This window comes from Allobosea sp. CRIB-10 (assembly GCF_900112185.1).
Classification (GTDB): Bacteria; Pseudomonadota; Alphaproteobacteria; order Rhizobiales; family Beijerinckiaceae; genus Allobosea.
The window spans coordinates 258,330-284,958 of sequence record NZ_FOKP01000002.1 but is presented as its reverse complement, the minus strand read 5'-3'; the positions used below and the strand labels follow the sequence as shown (position 1 = coordinate 284,958).

Genomic DNA, 26,629 nt, shown 5'->3' with positions numbered 1-26,629 from the left:
AAGGGATCCCATCCATGGGTAAAGTAATCGGTATCGACCTCGGAACCACCAATTCCTGCGTTGCAGTGATGGAAGGGTCGACACCCAAGGTCATCGAGAATTCCGAGGGCGCCCGCACCACGCCTTCGATCGTCGCCATCACGGATGACGGCGAGCGTCTGGTCGGCCAGCCTGCCAAGCGCCAGGCGGTCACCAATCCGGAGCGTACCTTCTTCGCCATCAAGCGCCTGATCGGGCGTACCTTCGACGATCCGATGACCAAGAAGGACATCGACCTCGTCCCCTACAAGATCAAGAAGGCTCCGTCGGGCGACGCCTGGGTCGAGGCCGACGGCAAGGACTACTCGCCCTCGCAGATCTCCGCCTTCACGCTGACGAAGATGAAGGAGACCGCGGAGGCCTATCTTGGCCAGCCGGTGACGCAGGCCGTCATCACCGTCCCGGCCTATTTCAACGACGCCCAGCGTCAGGCCACCAAGGATGCCGGGCGCATCGCCGGCCTCGAGGTGCTGCGCATCATCAACGAGCCGACCGCGGCCGCGCTGGCCTATGGCCTCGACAAGAAGCAGGCCGGCACCATCGCGGTCTATGACCTCGGTGGCGGCACCTTCGACGTCTCGATCCTCGAGATCGGCGACGGCGTCTTCGAGGTGAAGTCGACGAACGGCGACACCTTCCTCGGCGGCGAGGACTTCGACATGCGGCTGGTCGAGTACCTGGCGGATGAGTTCAAGCGCGAGCAGGGCATCGACCTGAAGAAGGACAAGCTTGCTCTCCAGCGCCTGAAGGAAGCGGCCGAGAAGGCCAAGATCGAGCTGTCGAGCGCCTCGCAGACCGAGATCAACCTGCCCTACATCACGGCGGATGCCTCGGGTCCGAAGCACCTCGCCATCAAGCTCTCGCGCGCCAAGTTCGAGAGCCTGGTCGACGACCTGATCCAGCGCACCATCGAGCCCTGCCGCAAGGCGCTCAAGGATGCCGGCCTGTCCGCGGGCCAGATCGACGAGGTCGTCCTGGTCGGCGGCATGACCCGCATGCCGAAGGTCCAGGAAGTCGTGAAGCAGTTCTTCGGCAAGGAGCCGCACAAGGGCGTCAACCCTGACGAGGTCGTCGCCATCGGCGCCGCGATCCAGGCCGGCGTGCTGCAGGGCGACGTCAAGGACGTGCTGCTGCTCGACGTGACCCCGCTCTCGCTCGGCATCGAGACGCTGGGTGGTGTCTTCACCCGCCTGATCGACCGCAACACCACGATTCCGACCAAGAAGAGCCAGGTCTTCTCCACCGCCGAGGACAACCAGGGCGCGGTGACGATCCGGGTCTTCCAGGGCGAGCGCGAGATGGCGGCCGACAACAAGCTGCTCGGCCAGTTCGACCTGATGGGCATTCCGCCGGCCCCGCGCGGCATGCCGCAGATCGAGGTGACCTTCGACATCGACGCCAACGGCATCGTCTCGGTGACGGCGAAGGACAAGGCCACCAACAAGGAGCAGCAGATCCGCATCCAGGCGTCCGGCGGTCTCTCCGAGGCCGAGATCCAGAAGATGGTCAAGGACGCCGAGGCGAACGCCGCCGACGACAAGAAGCGTCGTGAGCTGGTCGAGGCCAAGAACCAGGGCGAGAGCCTCGTGCACTCGACCGAGAAGTCGCTGAAGGACTATGGCGACAAGGTTTCGGCCGCCGACAAGGGCGCGATCGAGACCGCGCTCGAAGCCCTCAGGAGCGCGCTCACCGGCGAGGATGTCGAGGCGATCCAGGCTCGCACCAACGAGCTGATGCAGGCGTCGATGAAGCTCGGCGAGGCGATGTATGCCGCCAGCCAGGCCGAAGCGAATGCCGCCGACGGCGCCGCTGCCGAGGAGCCGAAGAAGGACGACGTCATCGACGCCGACTTCAAGGACGTCAGCGACGACAAGGGCGACAAGAAGAAGAGCGCCTGATCGCGCTTTTGGTCATCCATCGACTGTGACGGGATGGCCGGGCTTGACCCGGCCATTCCATTAAGGCGATGGCGTCGGCAGGACATGACTCGCCGGCTCGCGCAGCAAGCGCAGGGCGGCGCAGGGGCAGCTGGTTGAATGTCTAAGCGCGACTATTACGAGATCCTCGGGGTCTCCCGGACCGTGACGGAGGTCGAGCTCAAGAGCTCCTTCCGCAAGCTCGCCATGCAGCATCACCCGGACAAGAACCCGGGCGACAAGCAGGCCGAGATCAAGTTCAAGGAGATCAACGAGGCCTATCAGATCCTCTCTGACGGCCAGAAGCGCGCCGCCTATGACCGCTATGGCCACCAGGCCTTCGAGAATGGCGGCGGGGGCGGTGGCCCGGCCGACATGTCGGACTTCATGTCCGACATCTTCGAATCCTTCTTCGGCGAAGGCCGTGGCCGCGGTGGTCCGCGCGGCGCCAACTCCCGCGAGCGCGGCGCCGATCTGCGTTACAATCTCGAGATCGGCCTCGAGGAGGCCTATGCCGGCAAGAACGAGACGATCCGCGTCCCGACCTCGGTGACCTGCGAGGTCTGCTCCGGCACCGGCGCCAAGGCGGGCTCCAAGTCGCGTCAGTGCCCGACCTGCGGCGGCCATGGCCGCGTCCGCGCCAGCCAGGGTTTCTTCTCGGTCGAGCGCACCTGTCCGACCTGCAATGGCCGCGGCGAGATCATCGACGATCCCTGCACCGGCTGCCAGGGCGCCGGCCGCGTTACCCGCGAGCGCACGCTCTCGGTCAACATCCCGGCCGGCGTCGAGGACGGCACCCGCATCCGCCTTGCCGGCGAGGGTGAGGCTGGCTTGCGCGGCGGGCCGGCGGGTGATCTCTATATTTTCCTATCGATCAAGCCGCACGCCATCTTCCAGCGCGACGGTGCCGACCTGTTCTGCCGCGTGCCGATCGGCCTGACCTCGGCGGCGCTCGGCGGCGAGATCGAGGTGCCGACGCTGAATGGTGAAAAGGCCCGGGTGAAAGTCCCTGAGGGCACCCAGACCGGCAAGCAGTTCCGCCTGAAGGGCAAGGGCATGAGCGTGTTGCGCTCGCGCGAGATGGGCGATCTCTACATCCAGGTGCTGGTCGAGACGCCGCAGAAGTTGACCGCTCGCCAGCGCGAACTGCTGATGGAGTTCGAGCGCGAGAGCTCGGGCGCCACCCATCCCGAGACAGCCGGCTTCTTCGGCCGGGTCAAGGATTTCCTCGGCGGCCTCGGCGGAGCGGCCTGAAAACAAAAAAACGAGCGCCTTGCGGCGCCCGTTCTTCTGTGGTCGGAGCCGGCCTGACGGTCAGGCCTTGTCGATCACCTTCTTGACGGCGTCCTTGGTCTTGCCGACCGCTTGCTGGGCTTCGCCCTTGCGCTCCTGCGCGATACCCTCGGCCTGAAGCTCGGGCTTGTTCAGCGCCTTGCCGGCTGCCTGCTTGATGTTGCCGGCGGCCTCGTTGGCCATGCCCTTGATCTTGTCGGCGGTGCTGCCCATGGACGTGTTCCTTTCCGAATAAGTTGAACTCGGCGCCTCGGCGCCGCTTCGGATGGGAGAACGTCACGGCCGGATTTTGGTTCCCGCGCTCAAGCGGACGTGATCGTCTCTGCGATCGCCCGCAGCGCCCGGCCCGTTGCCTCGTCGGCCGGGAAGAAGGTCTCCAGCGCCAGCTCCGACAAGGTCACGTCGACCGGCGTGCCGAACACCGTCGTCGTCGAGATCAGCGACAGCTCGGTCTCGCCCAGCCGCAACTTCAAAGGCACCACGATCGGAGGCTCCGCCTCCTCCTGCGCTTTGCCCTTGGCCGAGGGCGCAGCCGCGACGGGATAGCTCAGCAATTCGGTCAGCAGCTCGGCGAGCAGCGGGTCGGCGGTGGCACGGATCTGCTGGCGCAGGCGAGCGATCAGATGGCCGCGCCATTCGGTGAGGTTGAGGATCGCCGGGGCGAGCCCGCGCGGATGCAGGCTGAGCCGGAGCACATTGACCGGCGGGCGCAGCAGATCGGCGTCTTCGACCAGCGTCAGCAGCGGCGCGATCATCGCGTTCGCAGCGAGCAGGGTCCAGTGCCGGTCGACCGCCACGGCCGGGTAGGGCTCGTGCCCCTTGAGCAGCAGGTCGATTGCACTGCGCGCCGCCTGCAGGCCCGGATCCTCCAGCGAGCGTTCGAGATAAACCGGCGCATAGCCGGCGGCTAGCAGGAGCGCGTTGCGCTCGCGCAGCGGCACGCCGAGATGTTCGGCGAGCAGCAGGACCATGTCCCGGCTCGGAACCGAGCGGCCGCTCTCGACGAAGCTGAGATGCTTCTGCGAGATCTCGGCTTCGAGCGCGAGGTCGAGCTGGCTGAGACGGCGCAGCTGGCGCCAGTCGCGGATGAGATGCCCGATCGCGGGCTGCTGGTGCTTGTTCATGGCGTGCAAGCTAGCTGCGGCCGGGCTGCCTTCCAATTACCTCCCGCTTAATCGACCGGCCGCCTTGGCTTCGTCAGCATGGCCTCCATCAGCAACCGCTGCCCGATGACAGGGCGGCCGATCGGAGAACGACCATGGCCTTGATCCAGTCCTCGCGCTTCCTGCGCAACGCCCTTGCCCTCGACGCCGCCGCTTGCGCCGCGACCGGCCTGCTGCTCACCTTTGGCGCCGATGCTTTGTCCGGCCTGCTCGGCTTCCCCGCGGAATTCCTGCGCGGCGCCGGCCTCGTGCTGCTGCCTTGCGCCGCCGCGCTGGCGTTCTTTGCCGGCCGGGTGCGCCTACCGCGGCTCGCCGTCTACGCGGTGATCGGCATCAACATCCTCTGGGTCGCGGACAGCGTGCTGATCCTGGTTGCCGGCTGGTTTACGCCGTCCACCCTCGGCATCGCCTTCGTCCTGGCGCAGGCCGCGGCGGTCGCCATCGTCACCGAGCTCGAAGTGATCGGCCTGAAGAGGTCGGTCTCCGATGCCGCCGGGGCCGAAGCCGCGCTGCGCTGACCAGCCCCTTTTCCCAATTCACGCCGCTGCGGGTCCTTGCGCAGCGGCCTTCATTTACGACCATTTGTCACGAAACTGTCGCCTGTGCTCACTAGCCGGATGGCCTGCCTCCTCACCCTGCGGAACAGGACCGTCCCATGCGCAAACCTCTCGTCCTTGCCGCTCTCGCGACGCTCCTTGCCGGCGGAACCGCGCTCGCCGAGCCAACGTTCAACCGCATCGCCACCTTCCAGGTGCCGCTGAACCTGCCGGCTGATCGCGATGCGAAAAAGAAGACGGTCGCGGAGATCATCGCTGCCAATGAGGCGGGAACCCTGCTCGCCTATACTGATGCCGAGCAGAAGGCGATCGGCCTCGTCGACATCGCCACGGCCAATGCGCCCAAGCCAGCCGGTTTCATCCCGGTCGGCGGCGAGCCGACCTCGGTCGTGATCCTCGGCGAGCGCGCCTTCGCCGTCGTCGTCAGCTCCGGCGACAACTTCAAGGAGCCTGCCGGCCATCTCGCCACCATCGACCTCAAGACCAGGCAGGTCACGGCCAAATGCGAGCTCGGCGGCCAGCCCGACTCGATCACGCTGACCAAGGACAAGGGCAAGCTCGCCATCGTCATCGAGAACGAGCGCGACGAGAAGCTGGGCAAGGGCGACCTGCCGCAGCTTCCCGGCGGCAACCTCACTATGATCGGTATCAAGGATGGGCAGGCCGATTGCGACACGAAGCAGGTCGTCGATCTCACCGGCATCGCCGCGGTCGAGCCGAGTGATCCGGAGCCGGAGTTCGTCGACGTCAACCTTGACGGCCTCGCCGTAGTGACGCTGCAGGAGAACAACCACCTTGCCGTGGTCGATACGAAGACCGGCAAGCTCGTCGCGCATTTCCCGGCCGGTACCGTCGACCTCAAGGGCATCGACAAGACCCGGGACGGTGAGATCAAGCCGGTCGAGGAGTTGAAGGGCGTGCGCCGCGAGCCTGATGCCGTGCGCTGGCTCGACAATGACCGCTTCGTCACCGCCAATGAGGGCGACTGGAAGGGCGGCTCGCGCGGCTTCACGATTTTTCGCAAGGACGGCACGGTCGAGTTCGATGCCGGCAACATGGTCGACCACATCGCCATCCGGCTCGGCCATTATCCGGAGCGCCGCTCGGCCGCCAAGGGCAGCGAGCCCGAGGGCATCGAGGTCGGCACCTATAATGGCGAGCGCCTGTTCTTCGTCGGGCTGGAGCGCGCTTCGCTCGTCGTCGTCTTCAAGGATGAGGGACCGGGCAAGGCTCCGCGCTTCCTGCAGGCGCTGCCGGGCGGCATCGCGCCGGAAGGCCTGCTCGCCATCCCGCAGCGCAACCTCTTCGTCTCCGCTTCGGAAGCCGATCTCGGCGACAAGGGCGGCGCGCGGGCGGCAGTCACCATCTATGAGCGCAGTGAAGGTCCGGCCGCCTATCCGACCATCGTCTCGGCCGATGTCGATGGCGCCCCGCTCGGCTGGGGGGCGCTCTCGGCCCTCGCTGCCCATCCTGAATTGCCGGGCCGGCTCTTCAGCGTCACCGACAGCGCCTATACGCCCTCGCGTATCCTCGAGATCAACGCGACCAAGAAGCCGGCGACGATCACCGGAGCGATCACCGTGACCAAGGACGGCAAGCCCGCCTCCTATGATCTCGAGGGGATCGCGACCCGTCCGGGCGGCGGTTTCTGGCTGGCTTCGGAAGGCGCGCCGGAGCGCAAGGAGAAGCCGACGCAGAACCTCCTGCTGCGCGCCTCGGCCAAGGGCGAGATCGAGGAGGAGATCGTCCTGCCGGAGGAATTCGCCGCCAAGGCGACCAATCAGGGCTATGAGGGCGTCGCCGTCACCGGCACCGGCCAGGACGAGACGGTCTGGATCGCCGTGCAGCGCGAGTGGAAGGACGACCCGAAGGGCAAGGTCAAGCTCCTCTCCTATAAGCCCTTCACCAAGAGCTGGGGCATTCTCTACTACCCGCTGACCGCTCCGTCCGCGGGCGCCTGGATGGGACTCTCCGAGCTGACTTATCTCGGCGATGAGACCTTCGCCGTGATCGAGCGCGACAACCAGTTCGGCGCCAAGGCGGTCAAGACGCTGGCGACCTTCTCGGTAAAAGGCCTGAAGCCGGCGCCGTTCGGCGCCTCGGAGATCCCGACCGTCGAGAAGACGCTGCTGCGCGACCTGACGCCCGACATGATGAAGCTCGGCGGCTACGGGCTCGACAAGGTCGAGGGCATGGCGGTCGACAAGGAAGGCAACCTCTTCGTCGTCACCGACAATGACGGCGTCGACGATTCCTCCGGCGAGACCCAGTTCTTCGCCTTCGGGAAGGTGGGGAAGTAAGACGGCATCAAACAGAAAAGGCCGTCGAGCGGTGCGCGCCGGCCTTTTCTTTGAGATTTCGCAGCGGGCTTGCGCTCGCTGCGGTTCGGTTAGCCGAGCCTCACAGTCCCAGCTTGCGCTTGCGCTGGCCGAGCGTGCGCAGGCGCAGCGCGTTGAGCTTGATGAAGCCGGCGGCGTCGCGATGGTCATAGGCGACCGCGCCTTCCTCGAAGGTGACGAGGTCCTGGTCGTAGAGCGAATACGGGCTGGAGCGGCCGATGACGTGGACGCCGCCCTTATAGAGCTTGAGCCGCACCTGGCCGGCGACGAACTCCTGGCTCTTGTCGATCAGCGCCTGCAGCATCTCGCGCTCCGGCGAGAACCAGAAGCCGTTATAGATCAGCTCGGCATATTGCGGCATGAGCTGATCCTTGAGATGGGCGGCGCCGCGGTCGAGCGTGATCGACTCGATGGCGCGGTGCGCGACGGCCAGGATCGTGCCGCCGGGGGTCTCGTACATGCCGCGGCTCTTCATGCCGACGAAGCGGTTCTCGACCAGGTCGAGCCGGCCGATGCCGTTGTCGCGGCCGAGCTCGTTGAGCTTGGCCAGCAGCTTGGCCGGCGAGAGCTGGACGCCGTCGATCGCGACCGCATCGCCCTTGGCGAAGTCGATCGAGATCACGGTCGGGGTGTCCGGCGCCTCTTCCGGCGAGACAGTCCGCGAGAAGACGTAGTCCGGAACCTCCTGCGCCGGGTCCTCCAGCACCTTGCCCTCCGAGGAGACGTGCAGCAGGTTGGCGTCGGTCGAGAACGGCGCCTCGCCGCGCTTGTCCTTGGCGATCGGGATCTGGTGCTGCTCGGCGAAGGCGATCAGCTGCTCGCGCGAGCGCAGGTCCCATTCGCGCCAGGGCGCGATCACGTGCACGTCGGGCTTCAGCGCATAGGCGGTCAGCTCGAAGCGGACCTGGTCGTTGCCCTTGCCCGTCGCGCCATGCGAGACCGCGTCGGCGCCGACCTTCTCGGCGATCTCGATCAGCTTCTTGCCGATCAGCGGGCGGGCGATCGAGGTGCCGAGCAGGTAGACGCCCTCATAGGCGGCATTGGCCCGGAACATCGGGAAGACGTAGTCGCGCACGAACTCCTCGCGCAGGTCCTCGATGAAGATGTTCTCCGGCTTGATGCCGAGCAGCAGCGCCTTCTGGCGGGCCGGCTCCAGCTCCTCGCCCTGGCCGAGATCGGCGGTGAAGGTCACGACCTCGCAATTGTAGGTGGTCTGCAGCCACTTCAGGATGATCGAGGTGTCGAGCCCGCCGGAATAGGCGAGCACGACCTTGTTCACGCGCTTGTCGGCCATGGACTGGTCTTCCTGCAGTGGCGGCACGAAAGCCTCGCGCCTGGAGTAGTGAATGCGGCTTTCCCGGCCGCATTTCGGACGTAACCGGGCACTATCGCAGGGCTAGGGGCGACGCAATCGGAACCTTCTGATCGATTGCGCGTCATCGTTTGATGGATCGCTGTCCGTTGGCGCGTTTGCGGCTTCTGGCTTGCGGGCCGATTCGCGGGGGCGGATAATCGGCTCAGTTTGTTCAAAGCCGCTCCCGCGTGGAGGTTTGATGCCGAATCGTCCTGTTCTGGATTTCTGGTACGAGTTCGCGTCGACCTATTCCTGTCTCAGTGCCCTCAGGATCGAAGAGCTGGCCGAGGCGGCTGGCGTCGAGGTGCGCTGGCGGCCATTCCTGCTCGGACCGATCTTCGCGGCACAGGGCTGGGCGACCTCGCCCTTCAACCTCTACCCGAACAAGGGCCGCTATATGTGGCGCGACACGGCGCGCCGGGCCGCCCGTAACGGGCTCACCATCGTGCGGCCGGAAACCTTCCCGCAGAATTCCCTCGTCGCGGCGCGGCTGGCTCTGGCGGGGCGCGAGGCCGGCTGGCTGCCGGCCTTCTCCAGGGCGCTGTTTCGCGCGCAGTTCTGCGAGGGGCGCAACATTGCCGAGGAGGCCGTTCTGAGCGCGGCCCTGCGCGCGGCCGGGGCCGATCCGGTCAGCGTCTTCCCGGCGTCGCGCAGCGAGGAGGTGAAGGGCCGGCTCAAGGCCGAGACCGAGCTCGCCAAGTCCCTCGGCATCTTCGGCGCGCCGACCTTCGTCACCGGCGACGGCGAGTTGTTCTGGGGCGACGACCGGCTCGAGGAAGCGCTCGCCTGGGCCAAGGACGGGCGCTGACGCGCTAAGTTACGGACGGCAGGCTCGCGCCGACCGTGTGGTCGATCAGGTAGAGCCAGCTGCCGTCGTTCTGCCGCCTGATGACCTCCGCGGTGCTGCCCGAGGCGATCACGCGCTCGCCGTCGCGCAGGGCGAAGTCGGCTCTCAGCAGGGCGATGTCACCGCGGCAGACGCAGAAATTGTTCAGCGAAACCATTGTTCCGGGTGCCGCGAGCAGGCGCGTAAACTCCTCAGCGATCGCTGGCAGTCCAACGAGATCGCAGCCGCTGCCATCGACTAGCAAGATCGCCTCCGGCTCGTAAAGCGAGAGCATGTTCTCGATTCTGCGGCTGTTGAAGGCGCGGGCGAAGGTCTCGTTCATCAGCTGGGGTTCGGTGACCTTGAACATGCTATGCTCCTTGAACAACGTGGCCAGCTGTCGAACCACGCTGTTTCGGCGCTATCCAAATCGATACCGACATGACCACAGCTTTCGCCTTGTCCATTGACCAGCTCGACCGTCCCGAGCCTCGCCCGCCGGCCGAATGCCCGGTCGAGACCTGGCTCGCGCTGCTCGGCCACCGCTGGAGTGCGCTCCTGCTCTGGCATCTTCAGGACGGAAGGCTGCGTTTTCGCGACCTCAGGGAACGGCTGCCCCGGGTGACCGCGAAGGTGCTGAGCGAACGGCTTGAGACCCTGTGTCGGAATGGCTTGCTTGTCCGCAGTGAGACGCGCGGCTTCCCAAGCGAGGTCAGCTACACTTTGAGCGAGTCGGGGCGGGCGCTGATGCCGATCCTCGACGAAGTCGAGCGCTGGTCGCGCCGCTATCCTCCGGCCAGCTAGCCGCCAGCCGGCGGTGCCGGCCGCGACCACGGTCCGTGCGTCGCCGAGGTCTGGGCGATCTCCGGCAAAGGCTGCCGCTCGCTGATCTTCGGCGGGCCGGGCGGGGCTTCCGGTGGCAGGCGTCCGCCAGCGGTCTGCACCAGCGCCTGCACCCGCTTGGTGACGGACGGGTGGGTCGAGAACAGGTCGGCGAAATCGTCGGGGTCGTTCTCGAAGCACATGTCCATCACGCCGGACGGGACATTGTCGATATCGGCTCGTCCCGAGATCTTCAGCAGGGCCGAGATCATCGCGTCGGGGTTCTTGGTCAGCTCCACCGCCCCGGCATCGGCGAGGTATTCGCGGGCCCGTGACAATGACAGCCGGATCAGCACGGCGAGCAGCCAGGCGACGGCGATCACCGCGAAGCCGAGGATGATGGCGAAGACGCTACCCTTCTTGTCGCCGTCGGAGGAAATCCGCACCCGCCCGAGATTGCGGAACAGCACCTCGCCGACGAAGGAGATGATGCCTGCGATCACCACGGCGATCACCATCAGCCGGACATCGCCATTGCGGATATGGGTCAGCTCATGGGCGATCACCGCCTCGATCTCGGCGTCGTTGAGCTGCTCGATCAGCCCGGTGGTCAATGTCACCGTGAACTGCTTGTCGTTGACGCCGCTGGCAAAGGCGTTGAGCGCGTCGCTCTGGATGATGGCGAGCTTCGGCGTCACCATGCCGCGCGAGATGCAGAGATTCTCCAGCATCCGATAGAGTTTTGGCTGCGCCTCCCGCGTCACGCCCTCCGCCCCCGAGACGGCCTCGATCAGCTTCACGTTGATCTGGAAGCCAATGAAGACCCAGGCGCCGGTGGCGAGGGTGATGAAGGGGAGCCAGGACCAGAAGCGCTGGCCGACGAAGCTCGTCACCGTGTATCCGCGCGGCACGCCGACATAGCCGTAGCCGACCAGCATCATGCCCCAGACGGTCAGATAGACCATCAGGAAGAGCCCGATGATCAGGGCGATCGACCGGGTCCGGTTGTTGCGCTGATGGGTGTAGAGCCCGAAGGCTTCCCCCGGCATCGCCGCAGCTCCGTTGTAACGCCCGACGAGGCGCTCAGAACTTCACGGTGGGTGCAACCTCGATCTGCGCCCGCGTCTCTTCGCCGACATCGAAGAACTCGCGCGGGGAAAAGCCCATCTGCGGCGCGAAGAACACGGCCGGGAAGGCCTGGATCGCCGCGTTGAACTCGCTGACCGCATTGTTGAAGAAGCGCCTGGCAGCCGCGAGCTTGTCCTCGACATTGCCGAGGTCCTGCTGGAGCTGCTGGAAGTTCGCGCTCGCCTTCAGGTCCGGATAGGCCTCGCCCAGTGCCAGCAGTCGCCCGACCGCGCCGGTGAGCTGCTGCTCGGCCACGGCCTGGTCGTGCGGCCCGCTCGCGGACTGGGCCTGGTTGCGCGCCTTGATCACCGCGTCGAAGGTTTCCTTCTCATGGCTGGCATAGCCCTTCACGGTTTCGACGAGATTGGGGATCAGGTCGTGGCGCTGTTTCAATTGCACGTCGATGTCGGCGAAGGCCTGGTTGACGCGCTGTCGCATCGCGACCAGGCCGTTGTAGGTCATGATCAGCCAGACCACGACGACGACGATCAGTCCAAGGACGACCCAACCCATGGTGTTCTCCTTCGGCACAGGCGATCTTGCGGCACAGGCGATCTCGCCGGCAACCTTGCATGAAGGACGACGCTAGGGAAGCTGTCGCCGCTCGCAGCGAGCGCTTTGCGCCGGTCAGGCCGGCTTTCCGACGCTGCTGCGCGCGATCATCCTGACGGTGGCGATCACCGCGACCGCCGAGATCGCGGTCGCCAGGCAGAACAGTGCGCCATAGCCCAGCGTGTCGGCGAGCTTGCCGGCCAGCATCGAACCGGCGAGATAGACCAGCAATTGCGCGCAGGCGAGGATGGTGAAGTCGGTGCCCGGCTGCTCCGATGTCGTCACCGCCATGAACAGCGAATAGAGCGCGACGATCTCCATATAGCGGATCAGCGTCTGGAAGCCGGCAGCGCCGAAGAGCGGCCAGGCGCCGACGACGGCTCCCATCGCATGGCAGGCGAAGAGCAGGAAGCAGAGCGTGCGCATGCCGCCGAGCAGCGCGAGCACGAAGGCGATGCCCCTGCTCTTCACCAGCCAAGCGGCGATCGCCGAGCCGGCGAGGCCCGCCGTCGTCGCCGATATCCCGGAGAGATAGCCGATCTGATTCAAGGGGACGCCGGCATCGACGAGGTAGGAGCCCTCCATCGCTTTCACCAGGCCTTCGCTCGCCCGGTAGATCAGCGCGATCCAGAGGATCTGGCGGGCTTCCGGCCGGCGGAGGAAGGCGCGGATCGACGGGCGTTTCGCGGTTTCCGCCGGCGTCGGATCGCCCTCGCGCATCATGACCGCCGCGACGAGCGGCAGCAGCGAGATCGCCGCGATGGTGACGAGCATGCCGGTCCAGCCGATCGAATGATGCAGGACGAGGCCGAGCGTGCCGCCGATGACGACGCCGAAGGCGATCGAGCCGCCCTGGATGGCGTTGCCGATGGCGCGGTCGGCCTCCGGCAGGTACTTCGCCGCATAGCCGTCGGTGGCGATGTCCTGCGTCGAGATGAGGAGCGAGGCGACAAAGCCGATCGCGATGATCTTGCCGACATCGAGCGGTCCGACGGCGATCAGCGCCAGGATGCACAGGATCGTGCCGGTCTGGGTGATGAAGACCCAGCCGGCTCGGTGCGCCCGCGCGAACGGCCTGATCCGGTCGATCCACGGCGCCCAGACGAATTTGAGCACCAGCGGCAAGAGCAGAATGCTCATAGAGCCGATGGCAGTACGTGAGACGCCGGCCTCGCGCATGATCGGCGGCAGCGCCGCGACGAAGAGATAGGACGGGATCGCCTGCGCGAGATAGAGCCCGCCGAGCACCGCGAAGAGCCGGTAGCGCGCGGCATTGCTGGCCGGAGCTGCGCCGATAGCGGCCTCGCCCGCGCTCATGCCGCTCTCCTGTGTTTCAGCAGGAAGGCGCGGGCCGCCGCCTCGTCGGCCTCGAGGCTGATCGGAAAGGGCCAGAGCCGGCGGAAGACGTCGGCCATGGCTTCGGTTGCACCCGGGCGCACGATGGCGCAGGCGCCGCAGAGCGCGCCGAACTGGGCCCGCGTCCGCTTGAACCAGAGCGCCTGCTCGCGCTCGCCGGCCTGCGACAGCTTGCGGCCGCCGCCGAAGACGGTGAGCAGCAGGAACGGCTCCTGCCGCCGGCCGAGCTCGGCGAGCGCATCGAGATAGGCGCGCTCGTCATTGTCGGCATAGGGCGGCGCGAAGCGAAGCGTCACGATGCCGTCGGCGTCGCTGTCGAGGCTGACCATGATCAGAAGGTCTTGCGGAAGCCGAGCGTCACGGTGCGGCCCCAGGCATAATTGGCGAGGTTGCGTACCGAGGTCGCGGTCGGGTTCTGGTAGTTGCGATCGAACAGATTGTTGACGGCGATATAAGCCTCGCCCTCCAGCACCGGGGCGGTGAAGGCGACGTTCATGGTGGCGGCGCCCTTCAGCCGGTTGCGGGTGCCGCGCAGATCGGTCGCGACGTCGCGGTCGGAGAAGGCCTCGCCCTCGACGCGCAGCTGCATGCCGTTGCTGAAGCGGTAGCTGCCATAGAGCATGCCGCGATAGGGCGAGCCGATGCGGTTGTTCGGCAGCGCGCTGTCGAGCTTGCGGTCGCCATTGGTGTCGTAGCGGCCCTCGCGCCAGGAGAGGACGGTGCCGAGGGTGAACTGCTCGGTGACGGCGACGTCGCCGGTCGCCTCGACGCCCCAGATCCGCTCCCGCTGCTGCGAGATCGTGTTGCTCGCCTGGTCGAAGGTCACGCCCTTGCTGGAGGTGCTGATGAAGCCGGTCAGCGAGCCCTTGAAGATGCCATGGCTGCCGCGGATGCCGAGCTCGTAATTGTTGACGATCTGGGCTTCCGGCGCGATCGAGGCATAGCTGATGCTGCGCCGGCTGGCCGGCAGGCAGTTCGGGTTGGCGACCGGGCAGGCATAGGCGGTGGAGATGCCGGCCCGCCTTGTGAAGGCGCCGACATCCGGCAGCGCGAAGCCCTGCGAGAAGCCGCCGAAGATCTCGCTTGTTTCGGAGAGCTTGATCGTGGCGCCGAGATTGCCGGTCCAGGCTTTGTAGTCGAACTTGCCGCCGGTGACGTTGAGCGCCGGCAGCACGAAGCTCTGGAAGCCCTGGGCGTTGTTGGCGGCGACCGCGGCATAGGCGGCCGGGCGGGTATAGTCGCTGACATCCAGGGCGAAGTACTCGTAGCGCAGGCCGCCGCGCAGGGTGATCCGCTCGCCGATAGGGATCTGCAGCTGGCCGAAGGCGGCGCTCGTCGTCTGCTTCAGCGGCGTGAACACGTCCTGGCCACTGGTCAGGGTCTGCCAGGTCTTCTCCTGGCTGAGATCGCCGCCCCAGGTCAGCTTGGCGCCGGGCAGGATGCGATCGAGCGGCGTGTCGATCGTCAGGTTCACGCCGCCGCGCTGCGAATAGAGCGTGGTCTGGTTGTCCGGGCTCGTCGGCGAGGCCGGGTTGAAGGAATAGTAGACCTGGCTGTTGTAGGGGTAGGAGAAGGTCGAGTAATTGAAGCGCTTTTTGATGTCGTTGTAGTAGCCGAGCACGCTGAGCTTGCCGAGGGCGAAGTCGCTGTCGCTGTAGCGCAGCGAGACCGACTTGGTGTCCTCGATGACGTTCTGCCCGGTATAGAGCCGGGTCCGGTCAGGTCGGGCGAAGGGCGCGGCATAACTGGTCAGGTATTTCGGGTCCTGGTCGAAGGCGATCAGCGAGCCCTGCAATTCGATGCGCTTGCTGGCGTCGAAGTCATAGCCGAGCTTGGCGAGCAGGTTGCCGGCCTTGTAGCGGTCGCCGCCGCCCTGGCCTAGCAGGCCGTCCGAGGGCAGCTCACGCCCGGCGCCGTCATAGGTGCGGCCGGCGCCGCGGGCGCTGCCGGAGATCAGATAGTCAAAACCGTTCGGGATCTTGCCGGACACAGTGACCGAGGCTTCCGGCGCCAGCGAGCGGCCGAGAGCCTGGGTGAAGCCGCGCACCGCGGTGTTGACCGTCACCCGCGGCTTGCTGCCCTCGGCTGGCGTCTTGGTGATGAAGTTGACCGTGCCGCCGGTCGCGCCGGCGCCGTAGAGGCTGGAGGCGCCGGCGACCAGCTCGATGCGCTCGACCGTATTGAGGTCGATCAGTGAGAGGATGCGCGAGACGTCGCGCAGCGGCGTGTTCATCGGCACGCCGTCGATCAGCACCAGCAGGTCGCGGCCGCGATAATTCTCCGAGGCGCTCGATACCGTCTGCGTCGACATCGAATAGCCCGGCACCAGCTTGCCGAGTGCGGCCGCGGCGTTCGGGCTGAACTTCAGCTGCTCCTCGATCTGCGCGCGGTCGAGCACCTGGATCGATTGCGGCGTCTCGGCCGTGCTGCGCTCGGTGCGCGCCGCCGTGACGGTGATCGTGTCGAGATCGATCACAGGCGAGGGCGTCGATTGCGCCACCGCCGCCGAGGCGCAAAGCAGAGCCGGCAGGCTGATGGCGAGGGAAGCGCGCTTGCTCATGAAGACACCTGTCGTCGTCGGTCCGGATCGGCGCTCCGGGCGAAAGGGTATCGCGCCGGGTCTTTCGATCTGAAGTTGTGGTGCCGTTTCGATCTTAGTTTAGAACTAGAATAAACTAGCCTTATTCATTGATCTCTACGGCGAAAAGCTCTCGATGCGTTGTGTTCTTGCGATCTCTAAAGTTATATCGAAAGCGTCATCTTGGACTTGCGCGAACGCGCCATGGGACAAAAGCGAACTCCGATGCGGGATGAGGTGGCTGTGGCCGCGCTGCAACGGTCCGCGGCCGCCAAGGCAGCCGAGGGCGAGACCTTCGCGCCGTTCTGGTTGGTTTCGGGCGAAGCTGCGCCCGATGAAGTCCAGGCGATGGCGCACAAGGTTTTCGGTCATGTGCCTGATGGCAATGACATCCACGCCGAGGCTGCCTTGCCGTTTGCCGCCCGCAGCATGCTGACGACGCGGCCCGATATCGGGCTGATGTCCTGCTTTTCCCCGGCGACGCCCTGGATCTGGCCGGCGCGCCAGAGTGGGCAGGAGCCGCGCTATATTCTCGTCCGCCCCTCCGATGGCCGTTGCGTGATCGAACAGGCGGGGCGCCGCATCTCGCTGCGGGCTCGTGATGCCGCTGTCGTCGATCTCGCGCAGGAGACGCGCTTCACTTTGGTCGAGCTCGGCCGGATCGACCTGATCGCACTCGATCCGGCGCGCCTGCCGGCCCTGGCGCAACTCACCCCCGATGAGCTGATGCAGGCGATCCCGCGCGGCAATCGCGGCCTGCAGGTGCTGGCGCATTATGGGGCGTTGCTGCTGCGCGGCCTGTTCCCGCTTAATTCGGCGCCGCTGCGCGACCTCGCCATCGGCCATGTCCACGACCTGATCGGCGTGATGCTGGCCGACCGCAGTGCACCGCCGGTGACAGCGACGCCGCGCCGCGGTGGCCGGCTCGCCGCGATCAAGGCCGACATCGAGACCAGGCTGGAGCGGCGCGAACTCTCGATCGACCTGATCGCTGGGCTCTATGGCGTGACTCCGCGCGCCATCCAGAAGGCCTTCGGCGCCGAGGGGCGCACCTTCTCCGATTATGTGCTGGAGCGCCGGCTCGAGCGCGCCTGGCTCAAGCTGATGTCGGCCGAAGACGACGCCATTTCGATCAGCGGCGTCGCCTTCGAGGTCGGCTTCGGCGACCTGTCCTATTTCAACCGCAGCTTCCGCAAGCGCTTCGGCCGCTCGCCCTCGCAGGTCAGGGCCGGCTGACGCCCGCTACTTCGGCGAGACCGGCGCATTCTCGGCGAAGGCGGGAAGCGCGCGGCAATGGCCGGCGATCTCGGCGATGTTGGGCCATTGCGTGAGGTCGAGCCCGAGGCGAGCGGCTCCGACCGTCTGCGGGAACAGCACGATATCGGCGATGGACGGCCGGTCGCCGACGACGAAGCGGCCGGTGCGGCGGCGCGCGATCAGCGTCTCGACGGCGTTCAGACCTTCCGTCACCCAGTGCCGGTTCCAGCTCGCGACCTCTTCCGCGCCGATGCCGGGAAGGCTACGCAGGCGGTTCCCAATCCGCGGCGGCAGCAAGGCGTGGATCTCGGCGGCGATGGCGAGCGCAACCGAGCGGGCGAAGGCCCGGTCCTCGTGTGCCTCCGGCAGCAGCGGCGGCTCCGGGGCGATCTCGTCGAGATACTCGACGATCGCTAACGACTGGGTAAGCAGCACTCCGCTCTCGGTGAGCAGCGCCGGCACCAGCCCCTGCGGATTGAGTGCCCGGAACTCTGCACCGCGGCTGGTCGCGTCGTCGCCAAAAATGGTGATGCGCTCCTCCTCGACCTTGAGCCCCTTCAAGGCAAGCGCGATGCGCACCCGCGCGGTCGCCGACGAGACTTCGTTGAGATAGAGCTTTATGGTTTCCTCCTGTTCTTGTCTGGATCGGCGGCTGCGTCAGCCGAAGGTGAACGCGTAGGCGCGGGCGCCGGGATCGAGGAACTCGATGCTGAAGTCGCGAGTCTTCACCGGCCCGTCCTGGCGCACCAGCTGATAGAGTCGCTCGTCGCTGATCGTGCCGTAGCCGTCGGCGTCGATGTCGGCGCCATGGGCGCTGCCGGGCGCGGCGCCGTCGATGGTGACGCGGAAGCGCACCGGCGGGGTGCCGGGCAGGCGGCCCATCACCAGATGCAGGTCGCGGGCATGGAAGCGATGATTGATCCGCCCGCCAGCCTGCTGAGACGCGGCGAACTCGCCGGAGACGGTCCAATTGCCTGACAGGCTCCATTGGTTGAGGCGCGGCGAGATGGCCGCCTCGTAGGTCGCTGGCGCGTCGGCCCTGATGCCGCCCGGTGAGGAGAAGCCGTGGCTGCGGGCATGGCCGAGATAGGTCTCGGGCGAGCGCAGATTGGCGAAGTCCGGCGCCCCCTGAGCGCCCTCGGCCGAGACCTTGGCGACGCCGGGCTCGACTATGCCGCCGGCTTCGGCGAGCAGCGACTGGATCACCTTTTCGGAGGCGGCGTAGTCGCCTTCGCCGAACTCGCGGTGGCGGGTGCGGCCCTGCGCATCGATGAAATAGCGTGCCGGCCAGGACTGATTGCTGAAAGCGCGCCAGACCGCATAGTCGTTGTCGATCACGACCGGATAGCTCACGCCGAGCGCGGCGACGGCCTTGCGCACATTGTTCGGATCCTTCTCGAAGGCGAATTCCGGCGTATGCACGCCGATCACGACGAGGCCTTGATCCCGGTACTTTTCGGCCCAGGCCCGGACATAGGGCAGCGAACGCAGGCAGTTGATGCAGGAATAGGTCCAGAAATTCACCAGCACGACCTTGCCGCGCACGCTCTCGGCGGTGATCGGCTCGCGGTCGAGCCATTGCCTGGCGCCGAACAGCGGCTTGGCGACCGGCTGCGCCTGCGCGGTCGTGACGAGGCTGGGAGCGGCTGGCATGGCAATATCAAGGAGGCGTTGCTCGATGGCGGCGGTGGTCGGCGCCGAGAGGCGGGTGAGGAGGCTGCTGTCGAAGCCGAAGGCGATCGCGACGGTGCTCGCGATCACCGCGACACCGAGGCCGCGGCGCAGCGGCCCGACCGAGGCGGCGGGCCGCCGTGCCCAGGCCAGCAGCCGGTTGCCGAGCAGCAGCACGGCGGCCAGCGCCGTGGCCGCACCGGCGGCATAGGCGAAGAGCAGGAGCGCGGTGGAAAGGCTCGGTCCGCCGAGAGCGGCACCGGCCAGGATCAGGCCGAGCACAGGACCGGCGCAGGGCGTCCAGAGGAGGCCTGTGGCGACGCCGAGCAAAGCGGAGGAGGCCGGCCGCAGATCGGTGCGGCCTTCGGTGCCCGCAACACGCGCCAGCCTTTCGCCGAGTGCGGTCAGCGGGGCGGCGAGGCGTGCGGCCAGCGCCGGGAACAGCAGAGCGAGCCCGAACAGGGCGACAAGGCCGAGAGCAACGGTGCGGCCATGGCTGTTGAGCGCGATCGCCCAGCTGCCGGCAACGGCGGCGAGGCTCGCGACCCCCGCGAACGCCAAGGCCATGCCGAGCAGCATCGGCAAGGTGCCGCTGCGGAAAGGTTGGCCGGCCCGTGTCAGCACGAAGGGCAACACCGGCAGGATGCAGGGGCTGGCGATGGTCAGGGCGCCGGCGAGATAGGCGAGGACAAAATTCATCGGGTCATCTCCTCGGGAGGAGCATCAGGAGCGAACAGCGCCGCGCCGCGGCGGGCATTCGAGGTCGTGATCGGGCTGACGCCGTAGCTGCGCGGGCCGGTGAAGGCGCTGCAGGTTATCGCGAAGATCGCGGTTGCCGCCAGCATCGCGGCGGCCAGCAGGCGGCGCAGGGCGGTGGCCGATTTCGGCTGGGCGGGCGCCGTGGCGGTGAGGGGAACGATGCGGGTCATACCATGCTCTGATGATTTATTTATCGAGCGATTTAATCGCTAGATAGGTAACTGATCAGGGCATGCCACTCAATCGCTTGAAAATAAATCGCGCATCAAATATCTGTGAGCGATCCTTTGCCGGGAGATGCACATTGGCGGATGAGACAGGACAGGCCGGTCAGCAAAGCGGGGCCGACAGGCTGCCGGGCCTCGACGAGTTCCTCTGCTTTGCGGTCTATTCGACCAATCTCGCCTTCAACCGCGTCTACAAGCCGCTGCTCGACGAGCTCGGGCTGACCTATCCGCAATATATCGCCCTGGTCGCTCTCTATGAGGAGGCCGACCAGACCGTCGGCCAGCTCGGCGAAAAGCTTTTCCTCGATTCCAGTACGCTGACGCCGTTGCTGAAGCGGCTGGAGGCGATGGGCGTGGTGACGCGCCAGCGTGACCCGCAGGACGAGCGCCAGGTCCGCATCAACCTGACACCGCAGGGTCGCGCATTGCGCGAGCGGGGCAGAGCGGTCAGGGTCAGCATGCAGCGCGCGACGGGCCTCGCTCCCGAGGAGCAGCGCCATCTGCGCGAGGCCATGGTTCGGCTACGGGGAAATCTCAACGCAGCCGAACATGAACGCCGCTCCTGAGCGGCGGCTCGGTCAGGCCGCGACCGCCGCCAAGCCCAGCGCCGGCTGGATCTCGGCCAGGATCTCGTAGGAGCGCTTGCGCGCCGCATGGTCGAAGATCGCCGAGGCGACGATGAGTTCGTCCGCCTTGGTTTTCTCGATGAAGGCCTGCAATTGCGAACGCACGCTCTCGCGCGAGCCGACGAAGGAGCAGGCCAGCATGCGCTGCGCCTGCGCCTTCTCCGGGCCGGACCAGTAATCCTCGATGTCGTCGATCGGCCTCGGCAGCAGGCCGCGCCGGCCGCGCAGCATGTCGGCGAAGCGCTGCTGTACCGAGGTGAAGAGATACCGCGCCTCGGCGTCGGTCTCGGCCGCGATGACGTTGCAGCCGACCATGGCATAGGGCTTTTCGAGCTGGGTCGAGGGCTGGAAGCGCTCGCGATAGACGGCGAGCGCATCCATCAACGCGTCCGGCGAGAAATGCGAGGCGAAGGCATAGGGCAGGCCGAGCACGGCGGCGAGCTGCGAGCCGAACAGGCTGGAGCCGAGTATCCAGAGCGGGACATTGGTGTTGGTGCCCGGCACCGCCTGGATCACCTGGTCCGGCTGCAACGGTCCAAGCAGTGCCTGCAATTCGAGCACGTCCTGCGGGAAGCGTTCGGACGCGTCGGCGTCGCGCCGCAGCGCCCGCCAGGTGCGCTGGTCAGTGCCGGGCGCACGGCCGAGCCCGAGGTCGATGCGGCCGGGATAGAGCGTCTCCAGCGTGCCGAACTGCTCGGCGATCACGATCGGCGAATGGTTCGGCAGCATGATCCCGCCGGCGCCGACGCGGATCGTCTTGGTGCCTTCGGCGACATAGCCGATCGCGACCGCGGTCGCGGCGCTGGCGATGCCGGTCATGTTGTGGTGCTCGGCCAGCCAGAAGCGGGTGTAGCCGAGCCTTTCGGCATGGCGGGCGAGGTCGCGGCTGTTGTGGAGGGCGTCTGCAGCGGTCGCGCCTTCGGCGATGAAGGCGAGGTCGAGGATGGAAAGCGGGAACATCAGGCTTTTCCCTTGCATCGCTCCGGCTTGGCGCCGGGCTTCGCCGCGAAAGATCGGCACCCCTTCAGCGGCTCGCAAGGCCGCTCCACGCATGCGCGACCGGCATTTCGCGCCGCAATCCGCTTGCGGAACGACGCGAAAATCGCTAGGTCAGCCTCGTCCGAAGGGCCGTGATCGATCACAGCCGGGGGGCGGCCGACATGGCCGGCTCCCGTTTCGTGTTTGGAAAATGGCCGGCCGGATGCGGATCGGCCCCTGCGGCCAGGCGCCGCCGTCCTTAAGGGATGGCTCGCTCCACGAGTGGAGCACCGTGCGGATCGATCCGGTGTGCAGCACCAACCCAATCGGCGCCATGCCGGACATCCGCGGGATACGCGGCCGGCGTTCAGGAGCACATATGTCAGCTGTCGAAAGCTATAGCGCGGGTCGCGAGGATTTCGCCGCCCTGCTCGAGGAATCGTTCACCCGGAACGAGGCCCTCGAAGGGACCGTCATCAAGGGCAAGGTCGTTGCCATTGAGAAGGACATGGCGATCATCGACGTCGGTCTGAAGACCGAAGGTCGCGTCGCCCTCAAGGAATTCACCGGCCCGGGCCGGGACGAGGAGCTCAAGGTCGGCGACGAGGTCGAGGTCTATCTCGACCGGATCGAGAACGCGCTCGGCGAAGCCGTCATCTCGCGCGACAAGGCTCGCCGCGAAGAGAGCTGGGTCAAGCTCGAGAAGGCGTTCGAGGCCCGCGAGAAGGTCATGGGCAACATCTTCAACACGGTCAAGGGTGGCTACACTGTCGATCTCGACGGCGCTGTCGCCTTCCTGCCGCGTTCGCAGGTGGACATCCGCCCGATCCGCGACGTCGGCCCGCTGATGGGCCAGCCGCAGCCCTTCGAGATCCTCAAGATGGATCGTCGCCGCGGCAACATCGTCGTCTCGCGCCGCACCGTGCTCGAAGAGACCCGCGCCGAGGCTCGTTCCGAGCTGGTCGCCTCGCTCGAAGAGGGCCAGGTCATCGACGGCGTCGTCAAGAACATCACCGAGTACGGCGCGTTCGTCGATCTCGGCGGCATTGACGGCCTGCTGCACGTGACCGACATGGCCTGGCGCCGCGTCAACCATCCGTCCGAGGTCGTGACCATCGGCCAGACGGTCAAGGTCAAGATCATCAAGATCAACCAGGAGACGCACCGCATCTCGCTGGGCATCAAGCAGCTGCTGGCCGATCCGTGGGATGGCATCGCCGCCCGCTACCCGGTCGGTACGCGCCTGAAGGGCCGCGTCACCAACATCACGGACTACGGCGCGTTCGTCGAAGTGGAGCCGGGCATCGAAGGCCTGATCCACGTCTCCGAGATGTCCTGGACCAAGAAGAACGTACACCCCGGCAAGATCGTCTCGACCTCGCAGGAAGTCGACGTCGCGATCCTCGAGGTCGATCAGGTCAAGCGCCGCATCTCGCTCGGCCTCAAGCAGACCCTGCGCAACCCGTGGGAAGTCTTCGCCGAGCAGCATCCGGCTGGTTCGGTCGTCGAGGGCGAAGTCAAGAACAAGACCGAGTTCGGTCTGTTCCTCGGCCTCGAGGGCGACATCGACGGCATGATCCATCTCTCGGACCTGGACTGGAACCGTCCGGGCGAGCAGGTGATCGAGGAGTACAAGAAGGGCGACATGCTCCAGGCGGTCGTCCTCGATGTCGACGTCGAGAAGGAGCGCATCTCGCTCGGCCTGAAGCAACTCGGTGGCGATCCCTTCGTGGATGCCGGCGAGTTCAAGAAGGGCCAGGTCGTGACCTGCGAGGTCATCGACGTCAAGGAAGGCGGTCTCGACGTCAAGATCGCCGGCACGGACATGACCACCTTCATCAAGCGCGCCGAAATCGCGCGTGATCGTGCCGAGCAGCGCCCCGAGCGCTTCGCGGCCGGCGAGAAGGTCGACGCCCGCGTCATCCTCTTCGACAAGAAGGCCCGCAAGATCCAGGTCTCGATCAAGGCCCTGGAAGTGGCCGAGGAGCGCGAGGCGATGGCCCAGTACGGCTCGGCCGACTCGGGTGCTTCGCTCGGCGACATCCTGGGCGCCGCCCTCAAGAAGGCGACGACCGACAAGAAGTGATCCTCGGGCCGCGCAAGGCGGCCTGAGCAACCATCGGCCCGCGCGGAGAAATCCGCGCGGGCTTTTGTTTCGGCGAAGGAAGCGAAGATGCAGGACGCAGCGATCGGGATCGATTTCGGCACCACCAACAGCGTGGTCGCGCTCGCTCGTCCCGACGGCTCGGTGACGACCCGCAGCTTCACCACCAGGCAGGGCGCGGTCGATGCCTACCGCTCGGCGCTGATGTTCTGGCGAGAGGGGCGGCCGCCCCACGCCCATGTCACCCATGTCAGTGGTCCCGACGCGCTCGACATGGCGCTCGGCATGACCACCGAGCACCGCTTCCTGCAATCGCTGAAGACGCATCTGTCGAGCCGTGCCTTCCAGGAGACGCGCCTGTTCGGCAAGCTCTTCCGGCTGGAGGACCTGATCGCGGTCTTCCTGAGCGACCTCTCAGCCGGGCTCGACGATCTCGGTGAGCGCGCCGTCCTCTCCGGCCGCCCCGTCGTCTTCGCCGGCGATCGGCCGGACGAGGCGCTGGCGCTCTCGCGCCTCTCGGCCGCCTATGGCAAGGCCGGCATGAGCAAGGTCGACTTCGCCTATGAGCCGCTCGGCGCCGCCTACTGGTATGCCCGCGAACTCAAGACGCCGCAGACCATGCTGGTCGCCGATTTCGGTGGCGGCACCAGCGACTTCTCGGTGATGCGCTTCGAGCCCGGCGTGAACGGGACCTTGCAGGCGGTTCCGCTCTCGCATGCCGGTGTCGGTGTCGCCGGCGACACCTTCGACTACCGTATCATCGAGCATGCGGTCTCGCCGCTGCTCGGCAAGGGCTCGGACTATCTCTCCTTCGGCAAGCGCCTGCCGATCCCGGCGCATTACCATGCCGCCTTCGCGCAATGGCACCGGCTCTCGCTGATGAAGAGCAGGGAGACCATGACCGAGCTCAAGGCGCTGATCCGCGACGCGGTCGAGCCCGAGCGGCTCGAGGACCTGATGACGGTGATCGAATACGATCTCGGCTACGAACTCTACCGCGCCGTCTCGGCGACCAAGATCGCGCTCTCATCGCAGGATAAGGCGCAGCTCAGCTTCGACCAGATGGGCGTGCGCATCGACCGCAGCGTGACGCGGGCCCTGTTCGAGCGCTGGATCGCCGACGACGTCGCCGCGATCGAGGGCGCGCTCGACGAGGCGCTGGCTGCGGCCGGCATCGCCGGCGACAAGATCGAGGCGGTGTTCATGACCGGCGGCACCTCCTATGTGCCGGCGGTGCGCGCCTTGTTCGACCGCCGTTTCAGTCCGCAGCGCATCCATATCGGCGACGCCTTCCGTTCGGTGGCGAGCGGGCTTGCCTTGCTCGCGCTCGACCGGCAGCGGGCGCTGGCGGCGGCCTGAGTCGGGCATCCTGTCGCGCCCATTGCCGCCTTGCCCCTCCGGCCCGGCGGAGCTACATGACAGGGCCCCGCCCAACGGAGCTGCCGACATGTCGTCCGATGCCGATCTGCTCGCCGATCGTCGCAGCCTGCGGCGCAAGCTGTCGCTCTGGCGGCTGCTCGCGCTCGGAGGTGTCGTCGTGATGCTCGTCGCCGGGGCCCTGGCCTGGAGCGGGCGCCTGCCGGGCAGCACGGCCCAGGCCCATATCGCCCGCGTCACCATTTCCGGCTTCATCTCCGGCGATCGCCGCACGCTCGAGCTGATCAAGTCGCTGGAGAACAGCCGCGCCAGCGCCGTGCTGCTCAGCATCGACAGCCCCGGCGGAACGGTGACCGGCTCGGAAGCCCTGTACGACGCAGTCCGCCGGCTGGCCGCGAAGAAGCCGGTCGTCGCGGTGGTCGACGGGGTCGCAGCGTCCGGCGGCTACATCGTCGCGCTCGGCAGCGAGCGCATCGTCGCGCGTCAGACCTCGCCGGTCGGCTCGATCGGCGTGATCGCCCAGATCCCCAATGTCTCCAGGCTGCTCGACACGATCGGCGTCAAGTTCGAGATCACCCGCTCCAGCCCGCTCAAGGCTGCCCCGAGTGGTCTGGAGCCGACCTCGCCTGAAGCTGCCGCCGAGACGGCGCGCGTCATCGCCGACAATTACGACTGGTTCAAGCGCCTGGTCGGCGAGCGCCGCAAGCTCGCCGATCCCGAGGTCGCCAAGGTCGCCGACGGGCGCGTCCATTCAGGCCGCCAGGCCGTCACGCTCAAGCTCATCGACGAGGTCGGCGGCGAGCCGGAGGCGATCGCCTGGCTCGAGCGCGAGAAGGGCGTCGGCAAGGATCTGCCGGTGCGCGACTGGCGCCGCCGTAGCGAATCCTCGTCCTACGGCCTGTGGAGCGCGGGCGAGGCGATGGCGCGCGCCGCCGGCCTGGAGCCGCTCGCGGCGCTGCTCGCGCGCGCCGCCGAAGTCCCGGTCGGGCTGCGGCTTGACGCGCCCTTGGCGCTCTGGCAGCCTGCCGTCGAAAAGTGACGATGTTACAAGCGGTTATATTGGACCCATGATAAAATCAGAACTCGTCCAGCGCATCGCCGAGCGCAACACCCATCTCTATCAGCGGGATATCGAGAACATCGTTGGCTCGATCCTCGATGAAGTCGTCAAGGCGCTGGCGCGCGGCGATCGTGTCGAATTGCGCGGCTTCGGCGCCTTCTCGACCAAGGAGCGCGCTGCCCGCGTCGGCCGCAATCCGCGCACCGGCGATTCCGTCAAGGTCGAGCAGAAGTTCGTGCCGGTCTTCAAGACTGGCAAGGAGCTGCGCATGCGGCTGAACGGCAAGGCCTGAGCAGGCCGGAGGAGCGGGATGAAGGCTTTCTTCAAGGCGCTGGTGCTCGTCCCGGTCGCGCTGATCGTGGTGCTGTTCTCGGTGGCGAACCGCGCTCCGGTCCGGGTCTCGCTCGATCCGATCAGCCGCGATGCGCCGGCGCTCGCGCTCGACCTGCCGCTCTTCGCCGTGATCCTCGCAGCTATCGCGCTCGGCATCCTGATCGGCGGCTTCGCCTCCTGGCTGGCTCAGGGCAAGCATCGCAAGGCCGCGCGGGTCAACCGCCGCGAGGCCGACAAGCTGCGCAGCGAGGCGCAGTCGCTGCGTGCCGCCGTGCCGGATTCGGCACTGCCCGCCCTGACCAACCGCGTCTGAC

The 26,629-nt window shown here is 66.7% G+C and carries 26 protein-coding genes; 13 read left to right on the top strand and 13 right to left on the bottom strand.

All coding sequences use genetic code 11. From position 1 onward, the window contains the following. The first annotated feature begins 14 nt into the window (after positions 1 to 14). Entirely contained in the window at positions 15 to 1,937 is a 1,923-nt protein-coding gene (gene dnaK, locus BMZ69_RS04165; protein ID WP_092155159.1) for a molecular chaperone DnaK, read from the top strand. A 138-nt stretch (positions 1,938 to 2,075) separates the two neighbouring features. Then, positions 2,076 to 3,209, top strand: coding sequence for a molecular chaperone DnaJ (dnaJ, locus tag BMZ69_RS04160; protein ID WP_092155157.1), 1,134 nt, complete (start codon positions 2,076 to 2,078; stop codon positions 3,207 to 3,209). A 60-nt stretch (positions 3,210 to 3,269) separates the two neighbouring features. Here dnaJ and BMZ69_RS04155 read toward each other — a convergent pair whose 3' ends face one another. Both BMZ69_RS04155 and BMZ69_RS04150 read right to left on the bottom strand, forming a co-directional pair. Next, positions 3,270 to 3,461: a CsbD family protein gene (locus BMZ69_RS04155; RefSeq protein WP_091833448.1), complete on the bottom strand. Its 192-nt coding sequence runs from the start codon at positions 3,459 to 3,461 to the stop codon at positions 3,270 to 3,272. 89 nt (positions 3,462 to 3,550) lie between these two features. Next, entirely contained in the window at positions 3,551 to 4,372 is an 822-nt protein-coding gene (locus BMZ69_RS04150; RefSeq protein ID WP_092155155.1) for a helix-turn-helix domain-containing protein, read from the bottom strand. 134 nt (positions 4,373 to 4,506) lie between these two features. Between BMZ69_RS04150 and BMZ69_RS04145 the strand changes: the two genes are divergently transcribed. Together BMZ69_RS04145 and BMZ69_RS04140 are read left to right on the top strand one after the other, a co-directional pair. Then, positions 4,507 to 4,929, top strand: a complete 423-nt coding sequence (locus BMZ69_RS04145) for a hypothetical protein (RefSeq protein ID WP_092155153.1) — start codon at positions 4,507 to 4,509, stop codon at positions 4,927 to 4,929. 137 nt (positions 4,930 to 5,066) lie between these two features. Beyond that, positions 5,067 to 7,268: an esterase-like activity of phytase family protein gene (locus BMZ69_RS04140; RefSeq protein ID WP_092155151.1), complete on the top strand. Its 2,202-nt coding sequence runs from the start codon at positions 5,067 to 5,069 to the stop codon at positions 7,266 to 7,268. 100 nt (positions 7,269 to 7,368) lie between these two features. Here BMZ69_RS04140 and BMZ69_RS04135 read toward each other — a convergent pair whose 3' ends face one another. Continuing rightward, on the bottom strand, positions 7,369 to 8,601 hold the full coding sequence (locus tag BMZ69_RS04135) for an argininosuccinate synthase (protein ID WP_092155149.1): 1,233 nt from the start codon (positions 8,599 to 8,601) through the stop codon (positions 7,369 to 7,371). A gap of 259 nt (positions 8,602 to 8,860) precedes the next feature. Here BMZ69_RS04135 and BMZ69_RS04130 point away from each other — a divergent pair, with 259 nt between their 5' ends. Further along, complete coding sequence (locus tag BMZ69_RS04130) at positions 8,861 to 9,469, top strand: 2-hydroxychromene-2-carboxylate isomerase (protein WP_092155147.1); 609 nt, start codon at positions 8,861 to 8,863, stop codon at positions 9,467 to 9,469. A 4-nt stretch (positions 9,470 to 9,473) separates the two neighbouring features. Here BMZ69_RS04130 and BMZ69_RS04125 read toward each other — a convergent pair whose 3' ends face one another. Then, positions 9,474 to 9,857 (bottom strand): YybH family protein, encoded by a 384-nt coding sequence (locus tag BMZ69_RS04125; protein WP_092155145.1) that lies wholly within the window; start codon positions 9,855 to 9,857, stop codon positions 9,474 to 9,476. 71 nt (positions 9,858 to 9,928) lie between these two features. Here BMZ69_RS04125 and BMZ69_RS04120 point away from each other — a divergent pair, with 71 nt between their 5' ends. Further along, positions 9,929 to 10,291: a winged helix-turn-helix transcriptional regulator gene (locus BMZ69_RS04120; protein ID WP_092155143.1), complete on the top strand. Its 363-nt coding sequence runs from the start codon at positions 9,929 to 9,931 to the stop codon at positions 10,289 to 10,291. Here the strand turns inward: BMZ69_RS04120 and BMZ69_RS04115 are convergent. The 5 genes from BMZ69_RS04115 to BMZ69_RS04095 all read right to left on the bottom strand — a co-directional run bounded on the left by BMZ69_RS04115 (position 10,288) and on the right by BMZ69_RS04095 (position 15,905). Next, complete coding sequence (locus BMZ69_RS04115; protein ID WP_092155141.1) at positions 10,288 to 11,358, bottom strand: M48 family metallopeptidase; 1,071 nt, start codon at positions 11,356 to 11,358, stop codon at positions 10,288 to 10,290. The two genes, BMZ69_RS04120 and BMZ69_RS04115, sit on opposite strands and share 4 nt — an antisense overlap. 34 nt (positions 11,359 to 11,392) lie before the next feature. After that, complete coding sequence (locus tag BMZ69_RS04110) at positions 11,393 to 11,950, bottom strand: LemA family protein (protein ID WP_092155139.1); 558 nt, start codon at positions 11,948 to 11,950, stop codon at positions 11,393 to 11,395. A gap of 114 nt (positions 11,951 to 12,064) precedes the next feature. After that, a complete protein-coding gene (locus BMZ69_RS04105; RefSeq protein ID WP_092155137.1) occupies positions 12,065 to 13,306 on the bottom strand; it encodes an MFS transporter in 1,242 nt (413 codons plus the stop codon). Further along, on the bottom strand, positions 13,303 to 13,674 hold the full coding sequence (locus BMZ69_RS04100) for a hypothetical protein (protein WP_092155135.1): 372 nt from the start codon (positions 13,672 to 13,674) through the stop codon (positions 13,303 to 13,305). Before BMZ69_RS04100 ends, BMZ69_RS04105 begins: the two co-directional genes overlap by 4 nt. 2 nt (positions 13,675 to 13,676) lie before the next feature. Beyond that, on the bottom strand, positions 13,677 to 15,905 hold the full coding sequence (locus BMZ69_RS04095) for a TonB-dependent receptor (protein WP_092155133.1): 2,229 nt from the start codon (positions 15,903 to 15,905) through the stop codon (positions 13,677 to 13,679). Between the two features lie 261 nt (positions 15,906 to 16,166). Between BMZ69_RS04095 and BMZ69_RS04090 the strand changes: the two genes are divergently transcribed. Continuing rightward, positions 16,167 to 17,159 (top strand): helix-turn-helix transcriptional regulator, encoded by a 993-nt coding sequence (locus BMZ69_RS04090; protein WP_175506657.1) that lies wholly within the window; start codon positions 16,167 to 16,169, stop codon positions 17,157 to 17,159. 6 nt (positions 17,160 to 17,165) lie between these two features. Here BMZ69_RS04090 and maiA read toward each other — a convergent pair whose 3' ends face one another. From maiA to BMZ69_RS04075, 3 genes are read right to left on the bottom strand one after another with little or no spacing between them, the layout of a single operon-like run. Then, entirely contained in the window at positions 17,166 to 17,801 is a 636-nt protein-coding gene (maiA, locus tag BMZ69_RS04085) for a maleylacetoacetate isomerase (RefSeq protein ID WP_092155129.1), read from the bottom strand. A 36-nt stretch (positions 17,802 to 17,837) separates the two neighbouring features. Further along, on the bottom strand, positions 17,838 to 19,550 hold the full coding sequence (locus BMZ69_RS04080; RefSeq protein ID WP_092155127.1) for a cytochrome c biogenesis protein DipZ: 1,713 nt from the start codon (positions 19,548 to 19,550) through the stop codon (positions 17,838 to 17,840). Continuing rightward, positions 19,547 to 19,780: a hypothetical protein gene (locus BMZ69_RS04075; protein ID WP_092155125.1), complete on the bottom strand. Its 234-nt coding sequence runs from the start codon at positions 19,778 to 19,780 to the stop codon at positions 19,547 to 19,549. The genes BMZ69_RS04080 and BMZ69_RS04075 overlap by 4 nt, the downstream gene beginning before the upstream one ends. Before the next feature lie 134 nt (positions 19,781 to 19,914). Between BMZ69_RS04075 and BMZ69_RS04070 the strand changes: the two genes are divergently transcribed. Next, positions 19,915 to 20,403, top strand: a complete 489-nt coding sequence (locus BMZ69_RS04070; RefSeq protein WP_244543199.1) for a MarR family winged helix-turn-helix transcriptional regulator — start codon at positions 19,915 to 19,917, stop codon at positions 20,401 to 20,403. A gap of 12 nt (positions 20,404 to 20,415) precedes the next feature. Here BMZ69_RS04070 and BMZ69_RS04065 read toward each other — a convergent pair whose 3' ends face one another. Beyond that, the gene (locus BMZ69_RS04065; RefSeq protein WP_092155121.1) at positions 20,416 to 21,423 is read right to left on the bottom strand and encodes an LLM class flavin-dependent oxidoreductase; all 1,008 of its coding nucleotides are present in this window, start codon (positions 21,421 to 21,423) and stop codon (positions 20,416 to 20,418) included. Positions 21,424 to 21,820: 397 nt separating this feature from the next. Here BMZ69_RS04065 and rpsA point away from each other — a divergent pair, with 397 nt between their 5' ends. The 5 genes from rpsA to BMZ69_RS04040 all read left to right on the top strand — a co-directional run bounded on the left by rpsA (position 21,821) and on the right by BMZ69_RS04040 (position 26,628). Continuing rightward, a complete protein-coding gene (rpsA, locus tag BMZ69_RS04060; RefSeq protein WP_092155119.1) occupies positions 21,821 to 23,527 on the top strand; it encodes a 30S ribosomal protein S1 in 1,707 nt (568 codons plus the stop codon). 87 nt (positions 23,528 to 23,614) lie between these two features. After that, complete coding sequence (locus tag BMZ69_RS04055; protein ID WP_092155117.1) at positions 23,615 to 24,904, top strand: Hsp70 family protein; 1,290 nt, start codon at positions 23,615 to 23,617, stop codon at positions 24,902 to 24,904. An 88-nt stretch (positions 24,905 to 24,992) separates the two neighbouring features. Next, positions 24,993 to 25,961: a signal peptide peptidase SppA gene (sppA, locus tag BMZ69_RS04050; protein WP_092155115.1), complete on the top strand. Its 969-nt coding sequence runs from the start codon at positions 24,993 to 24,995 to the stop codon at positions 25,959 to 25,961. A gap of 28 nt (positions 25,962 to 25,989) precedes the next feature. Continuing rightward, positions 25,990 to 26,274 (top strand): integration host factor subunit beta, encoded by a 285-nt coding sequence (ihfB, locus tag BMZ69_RS04045; protein ID WP_092155113.1) that lies wholly within the window; start codon positions 25,990 to 25,992, stop codon positions 26,272 to 26,274. A gap of 18 nt (positions 26,275 to 26,292) precedes the next feature. Beyond that, on the top strand, positions 26,293 to 26,628 hold the full coding sequence (locus BMZ69_RS04040; protein ID WP_092155111.1) for a lipopolysaccharide assembly protein LapA domain-containing protein: 336 nt from the start codon (positions 26,293 to 26,295) through the stop codon (positions 26,626 to 26,628). Position 26,629 lies beyond the last annotated feature (1 nt).